This is a genomic window from Mucilaginibacter sp. cycad4, from assembly GCF_034263275.1.
Classification (GTDB): domain Bacteria; phylum Bacteroidota; class Bacteroidia; order Sphingobacteriales; family Sphingobacteriaceae; genus Mucilaginibacter.
Genome location: NZ_CP139559.1, coordinates 4,846,493 through 4,863,121 on the forward strand (window position 1 = coordinate 4,846,493; position 16,629 = coordinate 4,863,121).

General features: G+C 42.1%; 15 protein-coding genes. 4 read left to right on the forward strand and 11 right to left on the reverse strand.

Features of this window, described 5'->3' with window-relative positions:
• Positions 1-77: 77 nt before the first annotated feature.
• Positions 78-1,727, reverse strand: coding sequence for an NAD+ synthase (locus tag SNE26_RS19550; protein WP_321555584.1), 1,650 nt, complete (start codon positions 1,725-1,727; stop codon positions 78-80).
• 142 nt (positions 1,728-1,869) lie between these two features.
• Between SNE26_RS19550 and gldB the strand changes: the two genes are divergently transcribed.
• A complete protein-coding gene (gene gldB / locus SNE26_RS19555; RefSeq protein ID WP_321555585.1) occupies positions 1,870-2,907 on the forward strand; it encodes a gliding motility lipoprotein GldB in 1,038 nt (345 codons plus the stop codon).
• Between the two features lie 63 nt (positions 2,908-2,970).
• Here the strand turns inward: gldB and SNE26_RS19560 are convergent, their stop codons facing one another.
• The gene (locus SNE26_RS19560) at positions 2,971-3,168 is read right to left on the reverse strand and encodes a hypothetical protein (protein ID WP_321555586.1); all 198 of its coding nucleotides are present in this window, start codon (positions 3,166-3,168) and stop codon (positions 2,971-2,973) included.
• 233 nt (positions 3,169-3,401) lie between these two features.
• Positions 3,402-4,007 carry a transposase gene (locus SNE26_RS19565; protein WP_321555587.1) on the reverse strand — a complete coding sequence of 202 codons (606 nt, stop codon included), beginning with the start codon at positions 4,005-4,007 and terminating at the stop codon, positions 3,402-3,404.
• Between the two features lie 648 nt (positions 4,008-4,655).
• Here SNE26_RS19565 and SNE26_RS19570 point away from each other — a divergent pair.
• Positions 4,656-5,291: a hypothetical protein gene (locus SNE26_RS19570; protein WP_321555588.1), complete on the forward strand. Its 636-nt coding sequence runs from the start codon at positions 4,656-4,658 to the stop codon at positions 5,289-5,291.
• A 100-nt stretch (positions 5,292-5,391) separates the two neighbouring features.
• Here SNE26_RS19570 and atpG read toward each other — a convergent pair whose 3' ends face one another.
• The 8 genes from atpG to SNE26_RS19610 all read right to left on the reverse strand — a co-directional run bounded on the left by atpG (position 5,392) and on the right by SNE26_RS19610 (position 11,270).
• A complete protein-coding gene (atpG, locus tag SNE26_RS19575) occupies positions 5,392-6,279 on the reverse strand; it encodes an ATP synthase F1 subunit gamma (protein WP_321555589.1) in 888 nt (295 codons plus the stop codon).
• A gap of 142 nt (positions 6,280-6,421) precedes the next feature.
• Positions 6,422-7,996, reverse strand: a complete 1,575-nt coding sequence (gene atpA, locus SNE26_RS19580; protein WP_321555590.1) for a F0F1 ATP synthase subunit alpha — start codon at positions 7,994-7,996, stop codon at positions 6,422-6,424.
• A gap of 42 nt (positions 7,997-8,038) precedes the next feature.
• Positions 8,039-8,581 (reverse strand): ATP synthase F1 subunit delta, encoded by a 543-nt coding sequence (atpH, locus tag SNE26_RS19585; protein WP_321555591.1) that lies wholly within the window; start codon positions 8,579-8,581, stop codon positions 8,039-8,041.
• 121 nt (positions 8,582-8,702) lie between these two features.
• Positions 8,703-9,194 (reverse strand): F0F1 ATP synthase subunit B, encoded by a 492-nt coding sequence (atpF, locus tag SNE26_RS19590; RefSeq protein WP_321555592.1) that lies wholly within the window; start codon positions 9,192-9,194, stop codon positions 8,703-8,705.
• 111 nt (positions 9,195-9,305) lie between these two features.
• The gene (gene atpE, locus SNE26_RS19595; RefSeq protein ID WP_110585792.1) at positions 9,306-9,515 is read right to left on the reverse strand and encodes an ATP synthase F0 subunit C; all 210 of its coding nucleotides are present in this window, start codon (positions 9,513-9,515) and stop codon (positions 9,306-9,308) included.
• Between the two features lie 47 nt (positions 9,516-9,562).
• Positions 9,563-10,642 (reverse strand): F0F1 ATP synthase subunit A, encoded by a 1,080-nt coding sequence (gene atpB / locus SNE26_RS19600; RefSeq protein WP_321555593.1) that lies wholly within the window; start codon positions 10,640-10,642, stop codon positions 9,563-9,565.
• Between the two features lie 14 nt (positions 10,643-10,656).
• Positions 10,657-11,043 carry a hypothetical protein gene (locus tag SNE26_RS19605; RefSeq protein WP_321555594.1) on the reverse strand — a complete coding sequence of 129 codons (387 nt, stop codon included), beginning with the start codon at positions 11,041-11,043 and terminating at the stop codon, positions 10,657-10,659.
• The gene (locus SNE26_RS19610) at positions 11,040-11,270 is read right to left on the reverse strand and encodes an AtpZ/AtpI family protein (protein WP_321555595.1); all 231 of its coding nucleotides are present in this window, start codon (positions 11,268-11,270) and stop codon (positions 11,040-11,042) included. Before SNE26_RS19610 ends, SNE26_RS19605 begins: the two co-directional genes overlap by 4 nt.
• A 69-nt stretch (positions 11,271-11,339) precedes the next feature.
• Here SNE26_RS19610 and SNE26_RS19615 point away from each other — a divergent pair, with 69 nt between their 5' ends.
• Both SNE26_RS19615 and SNE26_RS19620 read left to right on the forward strand, forming a co-directional pair.
• Positions 11,340-14,309, forward strand: coding sequence for a hypothetical protein (locus SNE26_RS19615; protein WP_321555596.1), 2,970 nt, complete (start codon positions 11,340-11,342; stop codon positions 14,307-14,309).
• A 3-nt stretch (positions 14,310-14,312) separates the two neighbouring features.
• The gene (locus SNE26_RS19620; protein ID WP_321555597.1) at positions 14,313-16,577 is read left to right on the forward strand and encodes a transglycosylase domain-containing protein; all 2,265 of its coding nucleotides are present in this window, start codon (positions 14,313-14,315) and stop codon (positions 16,575-16,577) included.
• Positions 16,578-16,629 lie beyond the last annotated feature (52 nt).

Genomic DNA, 16,629 nt, shown 5'->3' on the forward strand with positions numbered 1-16,629 from the left:
CAACCTCAACTAAAACAAAACAACCAATGCTTTACAATATTCGTAAACTTGACAATTAAAGAGTGAAATTTTAGCTGTCACGACAGGTATTTACCTACAATAGGCATCCTGCGGCCCATGCCAAATGCTTTTGGCGATACCCTTAAAATAGGTGGTGTTTGGTAACGCTTATGCTCGGCCGAATTAGTAAGCTTGATAACCCGGCGAACGGTTGCCTCGTCATACCCCATCCTGATAATTTCGGCCGATGAGCAACGATTTTCGATATACTCGGCCAGGATCTTGTCAAGCACATCGTATTCGGGTAATGAGTCGGTATCTTTTTGATCGGGTCTTAACTCGGCCGATGGCGGTTTAACGATGGAATTGATCGGTATGATCTCCTTATCGCGGTTAATGTATCGCGCAAGCTCAAAAACCTGGGTTTTGTAAACATCGCCAATAACAGAGAGACCGCCGCACATATCGCCATACAAAGTACCGTAACCTACGGCAGCTTCGCTTTTGTTGCTGGTGTTCAGCAAAATATATCCGAACTTATTGCACATTGCCATTAATAAAACAGCCCTGCTGCGCGATTGGATGTTTTCCTCCGCGATATTAAAAGGCAAGCCATCAAACTGCGGATTTAACGCTGTTTCAAACGCTTCGGTAATGCTTTTAATGGGCACTATTTCGTGCTTGCAACCAAGGTTATCGACCAAATCCTGCGCATCTTTCAATGAATGATCTGTTGAAAAGCGTGAAGGCAGCAACACAGCCATCACATTTTGCGGACCGAGGGCTTCAGCAGCCAAAGCACATACTACGGCTGAATCAATGCCACCTGACAAGCCTAAAATTGCCTGCTTAAAGCCCGATTTATAAAAATAATCACGAATGCCCAGGATAATCCCCTGGTAAATCTGTTCGATATCGCCTGGGCGCTCGGTTTTTATTGTTGTGGGGTGATCAAAAGTTAATGTATTATCATCATTCAGAGTGTAGTAAGCCATGCTCTCCTCAAAATAAGGCATTTCGTCAATCAGCTTGCCGGTATTATCAAATATCAGCGAACCTCCGTCAAATATCAATTCGGTTTGAGCTCCTACATGGTTAACATATAGCAAAGGCAGTTTATAACGACTGGCATTATCACTCAGGATCTCGATACGCTCCTCATCGTGGTTATAAGCAAATGGAGACGCAGCTATATTGATCATAATATGCGGGCCCTGATGAATGAGGGTATCCATTGGGCGGGTAATATACAGCGGGTTCTCGATGGTATTCCACAAATCTTCACAAATAGTAAGGGCTATACGCTTGCCTTTAAACTCGATACAGTTAAACTCGGTCGACGGCTCAAAATAGCGATACTCATCAAACACATCGTAATTAGGCAGCAGGGCCTTGTTTACTACGGCTTTCACCTCGCCATTTTCAATAAAATAAGCCGAGTTGCTCAGGTCCTTCCCTTCGGTTTTATGGTTAGGAGTTGGCAGGCCTATGATACAGGCTATACCCACACATACTTCGGCTATCTTTTTAGCTGCTTCATCGCACAAGCCTATAAATTCATCAAACTCCAAAAAATCACGTGAGGGATAACCGCAAACGCATAGCTCGGCAAATACCACCAGGTCGGCGCCATGATTTTTTGCCTTGATGATATGATCGATGATTTTATTAGTGTTCGATTCAAAATTACCTACGTGATAGTTAAGTTGTGCTAACGCGATTTTCATAGTATGTGTATATTTAGTCTTAAGCCGCAAGTCTTTAGTCCAAAGTCAAAAAATGCGGCTTTCGACTTAGGGCTACCGACTATTGACTTAACAATAGTAGCAACATTATGCAAATAAAATTACTTTTGCCTAAAGGATAAAGATGAACCCTACCCGGTATATAGCAAAGCAAATTTACTTAATTTTTTCCATCGCCCTGATATTAAGCGGCTGTACCCGCAACAAAAAAATTGATGTAAGCAATATCAATGTTGATGTTAAAATTGAGCGGTTCGACCATGACTTTGATGCCATGCGCAGCAAACCAATGGCTTTACAGGCTGCGTACCTGCAAAAACAGTATGGCAATTTTTATCCCGATTTTATTGAACGCATTTTACAGGTTGGCGGGACTAAGGATACCACCTATTTTAAAGCTTTACACCAGGTATTTGCCGGCAAAGCCTATAATGACCTGAAACACGATGCCGATGCTGCTTTTCCTAATATGGACCAGCAGAATGCCAGCCTTACGGAAGCATTTAAATACATTAAATATTATTACCCTCAAAAATCCCTGCCAAAGGTATATGCCTATATTTCGGGCTTCCAGGCACAAACTGCTATTGGTGATGGATATTTTGGCGTAGGGATAGATCTTTTCCTGGGTGCGGATTCGCGTTTTTACCCTTCACTTACCAACACCTTTCCGCATTACATTTCCAGGTGGTTTACCCCCGATAATATTACACCACGGGTAGTTGAAGGTATGGCACGCGAGGATATGTTCCCGGAAGATGACAATGACAAGGCACTTCTTAATAAAATGATCTATAACGGCAAGATCATGTATTTTATGGACAGGGTGCTGCCCGATATGGCTGATAGCACCAAGATCCGCTATACTACAGAACAATTAAAATGGTGCAATGAATTTGAAGGTAAGATCTGGGGATACTTTTTAGAACAAAACCTGCTGTACGAAACCGACTACCAGAAAATTCAGAAATACCTTACCGAAGCTCCTTTTACTCCCGGCCTTGGCGAAAAGAATGAATCGGCACCAAAGCTTGCCGTTTGGACAGGCTGGCAAATAGTAAGAAAATATATGGATAAGCACCCTGACGTTACGCTGCCTCAACTGATGGCCGATAAGGATGCCCAAAAGCTCCTGAATGACTCGGGATATCACCCCAAATAAAGGCACAAAAAAAGCGTCTTCAAAATGAAGGCGCTTTTTTATATCAATTTCCCTGTTGCGGGATTACTTCATGATTGAGAAAACGCATTTCAAAGCAATCAGGATACCAATGATCATGATAACATTCGAGATAGAAGTGTACATGAAGCCTGAATTGGCATCGCCGGCAAAACGCAGGTAAACACCTACTATACCGATAATAATAGCTACAGTTAATAATTTGTAGTGACCTTCTGCGTTAGCATTTTCCATTGATTCCATGGTACCGATTTTTAATGTTTGCGCAAAAATAGAAATGTTTACCGAAAAAGCGACAAAGTTTTTATGATTTTATGCCGCCGGCGAACCAAACCGGGTGTTTACGCTTGTAATAGCGGTACAGCATCCATAAAGCCATCAACAAGGCAATGAATACCCAAGCATTAGCCAGGCCTAACATCCACACTGGTCGAAGTTTAGCGCAGCGTAACTTCGTCCTAAAACCGGTTAAGCTTTCAGCTTAACCAAATAACCGGCAATAAGCCACCCCGATCCAAATAGTAATCCTTAGCACTGCTATACAAATATTCAGGCGGATATTCAACTGCACCCGATTCAACCGGATTATTGTGCAGATAATCCAACCGTTGTATGAGCATTTGGTGCGTTGACAATTCCACGGGATGATTATTTTGCTGCCAAAATTGATATTGCTCATTGTTGGCATTACGTTTCCCGGCGCGCTCAAACATCCATAATAACCAATCGCGCCTACTCTCCTGAATGTTTTCTGCAATGGCTTTCAAAATTGTTTTGGATGTGTGCCTTTTCAAATCGCGTAAGATATCAGATAAATTACCTCTTTCTGTGCTAATAATCAAATGAACATGGCTCGACATGATACACCAGGCATATAATTCCAGTCCTTTATTTTCTATGCAATATTTAAGGCTATCAACTACGATGTCGCAGTAAATTCGTCGCACAAAAACGTCTATCCAGTTTACCGTGGCAAAGCTTACAAAGTAAAGTTGATCATGTTCATAGAAAATGTATTTGTGGCCAATTGATACGAATATAGATTTAGGTAATTGGTTTCGCAAGCAGAATGCTTGCTTCATTTTAGGACGAAGTTACGCTATCGCTAAACTTCGACCAGTGTCTAATAATCAAGGTTCAGACAACAAAAAAGGCTCTCCTCCCGGAAAGCCTTTTCTATATAAAAGTATTTTAAACTTAGTTACCGCCTGAAAGGGCTCCTAAACTGCGTTAAGCTTTCAGCTTAACTTTATAGGCGACAATAGAATTTAAACTAATCATCTAAAACCTAATGCAACAATATTTCGCAAGCAAAATGCTTACTACAGTTTAGGTCGAAGTTACGCTATCGCTAAACTTCAACCAGTAAATGAGCTAAACTTCGACCAGTTTTTGTGATTTTACCGTATGCTGTAGTTAGTTTGATTAATGGGCGAAAACGAAGGGTTAACCAGAATTAAACTGAGTGAGCTTGGTAAAGGCAGAATGATATAGTAAGCTGAAGCCATTGGGCATATTGATAATAGTCGTAACTTAGAGCAGACCCAACATTATCAATGATCATAAAAAAGCACCCAAATTTCGCTATTAAAATTGATAAATTAATCTACGGCCTTTTCTATCCTGCGTTCTTTGGAAACATGATTTATGACTTAATACTTGCCAAAGCAGACGGGACGTTTTTAAAGGGCGAAGAGCATAATCTAGAGTAATTTCAAACAACCGCCACGATGAATAAAGATGAACTTGAGAAGCTCACAAGAGAATTGCACGTTGAGAATCAAAAGCGATATGATAATTTCATTACCGAACTAAATGAAGAATCAGATAGAGGAGCTTCTATTTTTGCCGCCACCTTTTTTGAAGTTAAGCTTAAAGAGATTTTATCAGAATTACTAAGAAAGGACGAAGTAACTGATAATATGCTCGAAGGGGCAAATGGAGGTTTGAATACTTTTAGCGCACGAATAAATATATGTTACGTTCTTGGATATATCACAAAAGATGAAAAGCATGAATTGAATATGATTAAGAATATTCGAAACAAATTTGCCCATAATTTTCATTTTAAATTTTCATTTATGGAGCCTAAAGTATCTGATATCTGTAAAAGCTTTAATGCGAAATTACCTCAAGGAAAGACATTACGAGATTTTACGTCACGAGAATTATTTGTAAATGCAGTGATCAATTTACATAGTCTTTTAATTGATAGGCATTACGAAGTAATGACTTTTTCATCACCTAACTTTAATATAGAAAAATATCTAAATGACCCTGATGCATACAAAAATGCTGGCAGAGATCAACAACTTTTAGAAGAATACAAAGAACAACTTAAACGCGAAGGTAAGTATCCTTATTAGCCTAATTATAATCGTTAAGCGACCACAGACATTAATAAATCCCCCCAACAAAAAAGGCCCTCCTCCCGGAAAGCCTTTTCTATATAAAAGTATTTTAAACTTAATTGCCGCCTGAAAGGGCTGCTGCACCACTCACGATCTCGGTAAGCTCGGTAGTGATAGCTGCCTGACGGGCCTGGTTGTATGATAGTTTCAATGATTTCAAAAGTTCACCGGCATTTTCGGTTGCTTTATCCATCGCTGTCATACGGGCACCATGTTCAGATGCATTTGAATCCAACACAGCGCGGTATAGTTGGATCTTGATATTTTTAGGGATCAGTTGCTCAACAATTTCCTGTTGTGATGGCTCCAGAATGTAATCAACGTTAGCTGCCTTAACCTCTTCTTTTTTCTCAGCTTTTGGTACAGGCAACAATTGTTCAGTAACAAGGTACTGCACAGCCGCGTTACGGAAATGGTTATACACCAGTTCTACACGGTCGTAATCGCCGTTAACAAAACCTTGCATAATAGCCTCAGTAATTTTTGAAGTATTTTCAAAGTTAAGGTCAAGGTACAGGTCGTTATTATTACCAATTACATTGTACTTGCGCCTTTGATAAAATTCCTGGCTTTTTTTACCGATAGCAACAATCGAAACGTTACCCGCAGCAAGCTGTTTAGGATATTTTTCGGCAATCAGGTTATTGGCAGTTTTAATAACGTTAGCGTTAAAAGCACCGGCCAAACCACGGTTTGATGATACCACAACCACCAATACACGCACAGGCTCACGCTCCTGAAGGTAAGGAGAAGTATTATCCTCCAAACTTGCAGATAAATTAGCCAGCAGGTCCTTTAACTTACTTGCGTAAGGGCGCAGCTGAATAATAGCGTTGGTAGCACGTTTCAACTTAGCAGCCGAAACCATTTTCATAGCCTTGGTTATCTGCTGGGTTGATGATACAGATTTGATCCTGTTTCTTACTTCTTTTAAATTAGCCATTCTTTATTGAGATGTGAGATTTGAGATATGAGATTTGAGATAAATCTCAAATACTCCTACTCCTCTCTATATCTAATTTAATCTGCCAAATGTAAGATTCGAGGAATTCTCAAATCTCACATCTAACATCTCATATCTAAAATTAATACCTTCCTGCCAGTTCTTTAGCCACTGTTTCCAGTACGCCGGTAAGCTGGTCGTCAAATTTACCTGCTTTAAGGGCAGCTAAAACTTCCGGGTGACGTGCTTCTAACTGGTCGGTAAATTCTGTTTCAAATTCCCTTACCTTGTTTACAGGTACATTACGCATCAGGTTTTTAGTACCTAAGTAAATGATAGCAACTTGTTTTTCAACGGTTACCGGCGAATATTGACCTTGTTTAAGGATCTCTACGTTACGGATACCTTTGTCTAACACGTTTTTGGTTGAAGCGTCAAGGTCTGAACCGAATTTTGAGAAAGCCTCAAGTTCACGGAACTGTGCCTGGTCAAGTTTCAAGGTTCCGGCAACTTTCTTCATTGATTTGATCTGTGCGTTACCACCTACACGTGATACCGAAATACCTACGTTGATAGCCGGACGAACACCCGCGTTGAACAAGTTCGACTCCAGGAAGATCTGACCGTCAGTAATCGAAATTACGTTAGTTGGGATGTATGCAGATACGTCACCTGCTTGTGTTTCAATGATCGGAAGCGCTGTTAATGAACCGCCGCCTTTAACGATGCCCCTGATAGACTCAGGAAGGTCATTCATTTGCTGTGCGATAGAATCATTTGAATTGATCTTAGCGGCACGCTCTAATAAACGGCTGTGCAGGTAAAATACGTCACCCGGATAAGCCTCACGGCCCGGTGGACGACGTAATAACAACGATACCTCACGGTAAGCAACCGCCTGTTTTGACAAGTCATCATAGATGATCAAAGCAGGGCGACCTGTATCACGGAAGTACTCGCCGATAGCAGCGCCTGCAAACGGAGCAAAGAACTGCATGGTAGCAGAGTCTGAAGCGTTAGCGGCAACTACGATAGAGTAAGGCATAGCGCCATTCTCTTCAAGCGTACGAACGATGTTAGCAACAGTTGATGCTTTTTGTCCGCAGGCTACATATATACAGATAACAGGTTTACCTGCATCGTAAAATTCTTTTTGATTGATGATGGTATCGATACAAACCGCAGTTTTACCGGTTTGACGGTCACCGATAACCAACTCACGCTGGCCACGGCCGATAGGGATCATCGCGTCGATAGCTTTGATACCGGTTTGCAATGGCTCGGTTACCGGCTGACGGTAGATTACGCCCGGAGCTTTACGCTCAAGCGGCATCTCATAGGTTTGACCAGTGATTGGGCCTTTACCATCAATAGGGGCACCTAAGGTATCAACAACACGGCCAAGCATACCTTCGCCTACGTTGATTGATGCAATCCTGTTGGTACGTTTAACGGTATCACCTTCTTTAATATCGTCAGATTTACCTAACAATACCACACCCACGTTATCTTCTTCAAGGTTAAGTACGATGCCTTGCAATCCTGTGCCAAACTCAACCAACTCACCCGACTGTACTTTAGTTAATCCATAAACGCGTGCGATACCGTCACCCACCTGGAGTACAGTACCCACTTCTTCTAATTCAGATTCTGACTTGAAGCCGGCCAACTGCTGACGCAAAATTGCTGATACTTCGTCTGGTCTTACCTCTACCATTGTTTAAAATTTATTTAGAGTTTTACTTTTAATACTTATTAATTATGCCTGAACAGCAAATTCCTTTTTCATTTTTTTCAGGCTTGCAGCAATGCTGGTATCAACCTGCCTGTCGCCTATAGTTAACACAAAGCCGCCGATCAATGCCGGGTCAACTTTGGTTTCCAGTACAACTGTACCGCCAACTGACTGTTGTAATTCGGCAACCAATGTTGCTTTATTAGCTTCAGAAAGCGCAGTAGCCGATGTTATCTTAGCTTTAGTAATATGATTTTTAACATTGTACAGGTTAATGTACTCACCGGCGGTAAAGTATAATACTTCGCCGCGGCCTTTGTTAACCATTAGCTTAAAGAAAGCGATAGTAGCTTTGTTAACCTTATTTAAAAATATCTCATCAAGGATCTTGATCTTTTTAGAGTGAGATACAATTGGATTAGCCAATACTGCTACCAGTTCGGGGCTTCCCTTCAGGGTTTTTAAGAAAAGGTCCATATCGGCTTTGATCTCTGAAACAATTCCTTGTTCCTGTGCAAGATCAATGATCGATTTGGCATACCTGGTTGCTACCGTGATTTCTGACATGTTCTTTTATTTCGGATTTCGAATTTTCGATTTCGGAATTTTTAATTTGAATAAGGAGATTGACGCGGGGTGTCTGAACCGGAAAATAAATCCGAAATCGAGCATCCCAAATCCGAAATCCTTACAACTTCACTTCTTTTAATAACTGGCTTACCAACTCGTCTTGCTGCTGTTGATCTTCAAATTGCCTGCGAAGGATCTTCTCGGCAATTTCTAATGATAAGGTAGCTACCTGGTTTTTAACATCGGCCAAAGCGATAGCTTTCTGGTTGTTAATTTCAACACGGGCAAGCTCAATCATACGTGCGCCTTCTTTGTGTGCAAGCTCTTTAGCATCAGATACTATTTGCTCTTTGGCTTTTCGGGCTTCAGACAGGATCAGGTCACGCTCGGCACGGGCTTGTTTAATCAATGATTCGTTTTCATTGGTTAAACGGCTCATTTCCTCTTTGGCAGCTTCTGCTTTTAATAAAGCATCTTCAATTGAACGCTCACGATCGCCAATGGCAGCCATGATCGGTTTCCAGGCAAATGCCCTCAGTAAAATAAGTAAGAATAAAAAGGTTACGGATGTCCATACAACCAAACCCCAATCAGGCATTACTAAATCCATCTTTTATATTATTGTTGTGACTATAGTTCTAATTAACATTATTCATTTAAGTAAAAACCGGTGTGTAACCAACCGTTACACCACCCGGTTTTTATTTTTTTTCGGGTAAAATTATTTGTTACCCAAAAGTGCAACGATCACACCGAAAAGAGCAACACCTTCAACAAGTGCGGCAGCGATGATCATGGCAGTCTGAATTTTTGAAGCAGCTTCCGGCTGACGAGAGATACCTTCCATCGCTTTACCACCGATTTGACCGATACCAATACCTGCACCGATAACTGCTAAACCTGCACCTAATGCAGCAATACTTCCAACCATTGTTTTTAAATTTAAATGAATATAGTGTTATTATTAATTACAAATTATTAATGATGATGCTCCTCAACAGCACTGCCTATAAACAACGCAGTAAGCATTGTAAAGATGAAAGCCTGCAGGAAAGCTACCAGCAACTCAAGCACATCGATAAACAAAGCAAAGGCTATTGATACCGGTGATACCCAAAGTGTCTGGAATATGAAAATCAAAGAGATTAATGCCAATACGATAACGTGGCCCGCCATGATGTTTGCAAACAAACGCACCATTAACGCAAAAGGCTTTGAAATGATACCGGCAAGCTCAACAATCCACATGATCGGATATAACCAAAATGGAACATCCGGAGCAAAAATGTGCTTCCAGTAATATTTGTTACCATTAAAGTTAACCACGATAAGGGTAATAACCGCAAGCACCATCGTTACCGCGATATTACCTGTAAGGTTTGAACCTCCGGGAAAAATCGGGATCATACCAATCAGGTTATTGATCAGGATAAAGAAAAACATAGTCAATAGCAGCGGCATAAATTTAGCGTACTTGTAACCAATGTTTGGAAGCGCTACCTCATCACGGATAAACAGGATAAGTGGCTCCAATAATGATTGCAAACCCTTAGGCGCTTTACCCACACGTTTTTTGTATGAGCCTGCCACGCTAACAAATATGATGATCAGCAATATTACCGACATCCACATGGAGAACACGTTGCGGGTAATTGACAGATCAAAGATCTTTGCGGTTTCATCAATAGTTGTACCATCGGCGCCAACAACTTTAATCTTATCCTTAATTAAAGCATAATTGTGGTATTTACCCTGGTGGGCTTTTTCACCATGCTCAAATTCTGAAGCCGAAAACACTTCCAGTCCGCCGTTTGTATAAAGTATAACGGGCAAACCAATAGCAACCTTACCACCTATATGAAAATAGTGCGAATCGGCAATGTGCTCAAGGATGGCTTCATTAGGGTCAAACTTTTCCTTTTCTTTACTTTCAACAGTTGTTGATGACTCATTTTTTTCTTGTACAGCGTTAGCATTTAACGTTACAAACAGCGAAAAAACGCTTAAAATGATACCTAAGGTGATTTTTTTTGAGTTCAAAATATGGCTAAAATCCATTAGCAGAGAGATTTTTACTTTAATTTTTGGTTGCGCAAGGTACGTAACAAACCGTAAATTTCAAAGGCGAGATTAAAGAAATATACGTAAAAAAAATTAGCAATAAATATCACCCCATTTACTTTGATTTTAACTAAAAAAAACAGGCAAAAAAACATGCAGGTCAAAAGCTTGATCATGGTTGCCCCGAGGAAGGTTTGAGCATATATCTCCTTGTTAATTTTGGTTACGATCAATATCGAAATGATAGTTAGAAACGTGAGCCCGGTTATAAAAGCAAATATCATCCAGAAATGAGGATCGAGCCAGGCGGCATGGCTTGATTTACTTAACAGCAATGGCGGTACAGCTATGATAACAGCAAACAGCAGGAACGATAAAATTGCGGTAAATAGTTTCAATTTTTAACTGATCTGATAACGATGAACAAAGCAATAAATACCCCGACAAGGGCAAGGATGGCAGTAGCCCATTTTACATCATGCTTGCCGGCTTCATCAATCTTATAGCCTGCAAAGGTAAAAATGCCTATGATAACCACCATCTGAAAACCGATGCTGCTGTATTTAGCATAAGCGCTTAAAGGCTTACCTACCTCATCTTCGTTATTTTGTTCATTTTCGGGCATGCGCAAATTTATTAAACCTATTGCATAATCTTTGCTATTTTAGCAAGGCTTTTTAACTACAGTATTGCATTGAGGCGATTATCATCATCCTATAAATCAAACATCAGCATTTTTTTACTGTCTGCACTTGTACTGGTAGCGGCCGGTTGTTCGCTTGAAAAACAAAGCGGTTTTAACCGCACCATGCAAAACCTCACTGCTCACTATAATATACTGTTTAATGCCAATGAAATTTTAAGGCTTAAGCAGGAAAGCTACGCGGCATCCTTTCCTGATGCCTATAGTGAATTGCTAAATGTTTACCCCGATACTACTGTACAAACCGGCACGCCCGATAAGGACCTAGAGGACGCCATCGTAAAAGCCAACAAGATTATCAGCATTAAGGAACAAAGCCATTATTTAGGTGATGCTTACCTGGTACTGGGCAAATCGCGCTACCTGCAAGCAAATTATTTTGATGCTGTTGAGTATTGTAATTATGTAACCAGGTCATTCGGCAAGCAAGCCAATCTAAAACAGGAAGCTTTGGTATGGAAGGCCCGCGGGCTTATGTACCTTAACCAGTTGTCTTTAGCCAAACTGGTAATCGACTCGGCAGTGCAGGATATCAATCCTAAAAAAAATGTTACTGCCGATGTTTATGCTACCAAACTGCAATATGATATCCTAACCCAAAACTATGCCGAAGCTGAAGAGATGGCTAAACTGGCCATTAAATACAGCTATATCAGCAATCTTAAACTCCGCTGGATATTTATCCTGGGCCAATTACAAGAGCTTAACCTTAAGCCAGCCGACGCCTATGAAAGCTATACCCGGATAGTTAAAAGCAACGCCAGTTTTGAAATGGCCTTTAATGCCAACCTTAACCGGATCCGCATCCGCGACAATCAAAACGGGGTTAAGGCCAGTAAGATCGATCTGTTACGCGCCCTGCTTAAAAATGAAGACAATACTGATTTTTACGACCAAATCTATTACCAGATTGGTGAGCAGCAGTTTAAAGCGGGAGAGATCGACAACGCCCTGAAAAGCCACAAGAAATCGGTGCGGGTAAGCACCAAAAATCAAAACCAAAAAGGTCTCTCCTACCTGCGCATTGCCGATATTAACTTTAAAAATAAGGCCGACTATGCAAGTGCCAGGCTTTATTATGATAGTACCCTTAATAACTTGTCAATAAATTACCCGGGGTACCGGATCATCCGCAAAAAGGCCGATAACCTGCAGATCCTTACCCGTCTGCTTGAAACCATCTCGCGCGAGGATACCCTGCAAATGCTTGCCGCTTTGGATGAGAAAACCCGTGATGCCCGTATAGATGAAATGGTAGCCCGTAAAACACGCCAGCAGCAACAGGCCGCTTTAGAAGCCGGCACCGGGGCTGCAGCCAATGTCAATAACGGCGCTATGCCAACTACCTTCGACAGGAATAATAATTCATCTTCCCCAAATAAAAACAGCGGCAGTACTTTTTACTTTTACAATAACAGCGCCGTAAGCCAGGGATATAATGACTTTAAGCGTTTATGGGGCAATCGTAAGCTGGAGGATAACTGGCGCCGCAGCAGGCGTTCAAACACAGGCGTACCAACTGCTGCAGTGGGTATGGACTCACAAGTTAATGATCCGGACGCGCCTGTTGGCAGCGCTGCCTATAATACTGCTAATGTATCGGCTGGTGCCTTCCGGCAGGACCTTGTTAAAAACCTGCCCCTCACTCCTGCCCTGTTGCAGCAATCAAACTTCAGGATCTATAACGCCTATTTTGAAATGGCTAATTTTTATCGCGATGTATTGGAAGATAAAAAGGAAGCTATTACCAGTTATGAAACCCTGCTTACACGCTTTCCTCAAAGCAGTGATAAGCCTTCAGTTTATTATAACCTGTACAGGCTTTATGCAGATATAGACGTGGCAAAATCAAATGATTACAAAAACAGGCTGCTTAAAGAATACCCCGAAAGTATCTTTGCTAAAGTTATTCTCGATCCGGACTACGCCCGCAAACTGGCCGATGTAGATGCTGAATTTAACGGCTTTTATAACGAAGTATACGATCAGTATGCTCAAAAGCAATACACCAAGGTGATTGAGAAAGCTAATGGTCTCCTGAATAAATATCCTGACAACCGGTATGCTGCTCAACTGTATTATCTGAAGGCCATCGCTGCCGGGCATATGGAGAAGCTCCCTCCCTTTCAGGCAGATCTGCAGTTAATCGCCGCAAAATATCCGCAGGATAAGCTTATTGCCCCACTGGTTAACCAGCATCTTGCTTATATCGATTCGAACAAGGCCGAAATAGCCGCCCGCCCGGTGGTATTATTTAATGATGATCCTAACGAGATTCCTTTTACCCCACCGGTGGCATATCAAAAACAAACAGAATACCGTCCGCCATATACGCCATCGGCGCAAAACGTAACTCCCCAGGAGCGCCTGCCCGAACGGGACACGCGTGTAATAGCAGGAGCTAAAACATCGGCACCACAAATTCAGCAGGCAATAACCCAACAGCCCAAACAACTTGCTGCAGGCCAGATCCCTTTACCGCAGCATCAAATGCCGGATACTTCGCGGGATATAGCCACACAGCCTGCGCCAAAGCAAACAGATACGGTGGCCGCAGTTCATACTGCAGCCATCAGCAATACGCCCGCTGTAAACTATATATTCAGCAAGCGCGACAGCAGCAACTATTACTTTGTGATAAATGTATCCAGCGGTACAACTAATCTGGCTTCCACACGTTTTGGAGTAGGGCAGTTTAACCGTACGCGATACACCCGCAGCGAAGTGATCCACCACGTTAAAAGCGTTGGCGAAAATAACCAGCTGATATACGTTGGCCGTTTTTACAGCCTTGCCGATGCTAAGGATTATGCACGTACCATTGTACCCCTGCTACCTGATATTATGAAGGTTCCAAAGGATAAATACAGCTTTTTTATCATTACCAAAGAAAATCTGGATAAATTAGCAACCCAAAGTATATTGGATAGTTATTTTGACTACTATCAGAAATTTTATTAAAAAATGAGAACCACTAACACAAGGTTTAACTCGAAAAATCAACTCCAGCCTGCCGATATAAGAAGATACAACTGGTACATATGGCGTATTGTGCTTGCCCTTTTCGCTTTTGTGGTTATGATGATAACACTCACTATTTTTGATGTGTTTGGCCAGCTGCCTTCGTTCCGCGATCTGGAAAACCCCAAGAGCAACCAGGCTACAGAGATAATCTCGTCTGACAAGCAGGTATTGGGTACTTATTATATTCAAAACCGTTCGAATGTTACTTACCGCGAGCTATCGCCAAACGTGATTAACGCTTTGGTTGCTACCGAGGATAAACGTTTTTATGACCATTCGGGTATTGACTTTGGCCGAAGCTTTACCATTTTCGCGCATTTGCTCATCGGGCAAAAGCAGGGCGGCAGTACCATAACACAACAGCTGGCGCTTAACCTTTTTTCAGAGCGATCTGCCAATCCCTTTAAGCGGATCATTCAAAAACTACAGGAATGGGTGACGGCCGTTAAACTTGAACGTCATTATACCAAAGAAGAGATCCTGACCATGTACCTTAACACGGTTGACTTTGGCGCTTACAACACTTATGGTATCAAATCGGCCGCACGTACTTATTTTAACACTACGCCCGATAAACTAACACCCGATCAGGCCGCCCTGTTAATAGGTATGGTTAACGGCCCCGGCATTTATTCGCCTATCCGCCACCCGGATAATGCACTTAGAAGGCGCAACCTGGTGCTAAACCGTATGGCCGAACAAAATTACCTGAGCGAAGGCCAGGTTGAAGAATATAAACGCAAGCCCCTTGGTCTTGATTTTCACCAGAACAATCATTTTGACGGCCTTGCTCCTTACTTCCGTTCGGTATTGAAGAAAGAGCTTCAAAAGATCTTTAAAGAACAAAACATTAACCGTCCTGATGGCTCACCTTACGATCTTGACCGCGACGGCTTAAAAATATATACCACCATTGATGCCACCATGCAGCAATATGCCGAGGATGCGCAGCGTGATTATATGAAAGACCTGCAGGCTCAGTTCAATAATCACTGGCACGGCCGCAACCTATACAAAAGCATCCACAACTTTAAATTTTTGCTTGACCAGGGCATGCAAAAATCTGACAGGTACAAACAACTGAAACAACAGGAAAAATCTGACGAGGAAATTGAAGAAAACTTCAAGACTAAGACTACCATCAACCTGTTTACCTGGCATGGCAGTATCGATACCCTGATGCGGCCTATCGATTCGATCATTTACAGCAAAATGCTGCTCCGCAACGCCCTTATGAGTATGGATCCTACAACCGGCTATGTTAAAGCCTGGGTTGGCGGTACCAACTTCGAGCATTTTAAGTACGACCAGGTAAAGAACGGCACACGCCAGGTGGGTTCTACAGCCAAACCGTTTACCTATGCTGTAGCTATTGATAACGGGTACTCGCCATGTATGAAAATTAACAACGTGCCAGATACCATTCGTGGTTATGGCGCGCCATGGTGCCCGCGCTCATCGCCATCCGAAACTTTGCCGGGCTTTATTACTTTAAGGCAGGCCCTGGCGCACTCACAAAACTGGGTTACCGCTCACGTTATGGGCGAGGTTAAGCCTGAGCCAGTTGTTGACCTGATCAAGAAAATGGGTATCACAAGCGCTGTTCCGCCTTATCCGTCAATTTGCCTGGGCACGTTTGATGCCTCTGTTTTTGAGATGACGGCCGCTTACTCTGCCTTTGCCAATCATGGCCTGTGGACGGAGCCTACTTATATTTTACGCATTGAAGATAAAAACGGGAACGTGCTGTATACCCATACTCCGCGCGTAGTACAAGCCATGAACCCGCAAACGGCCTATGTAATGACCTATATGCTTAAAGGTGTTATTGAAGATGGTACCGGCTCAAGACTAAGCTACAAATATGGTTTGCGCAACCCCATCGGCGGTAAAACAGGTACAACACAAAACAATTCAGACGGTTGGTTTATAGGTATAACCCCACAACTGGTTACCGGCTTATGGACAGGTTGCGAAGATCGTGACATTGCCTTCCAGAGCACGCGTTTGGGCGAAGGTGCCAACAGTGCCCTGCCGATATTTGCCATGTATATGAAAAAGGTATATGCCAATGCAGCTTTAGGTATTAAAAAGAATGTTGATTTTGATGCCCCTGCAAATGGTGTAAGCATCATACTGGATTGCGGAGCCTACAATCAGCAACAACAGGGAACTACCGAGGTGGATAAGAAATTAGGATTTTAATTATTTTTATTCAAGGGTTAATGCCCATCGTCATTGCGAGGAACGAAGCAAT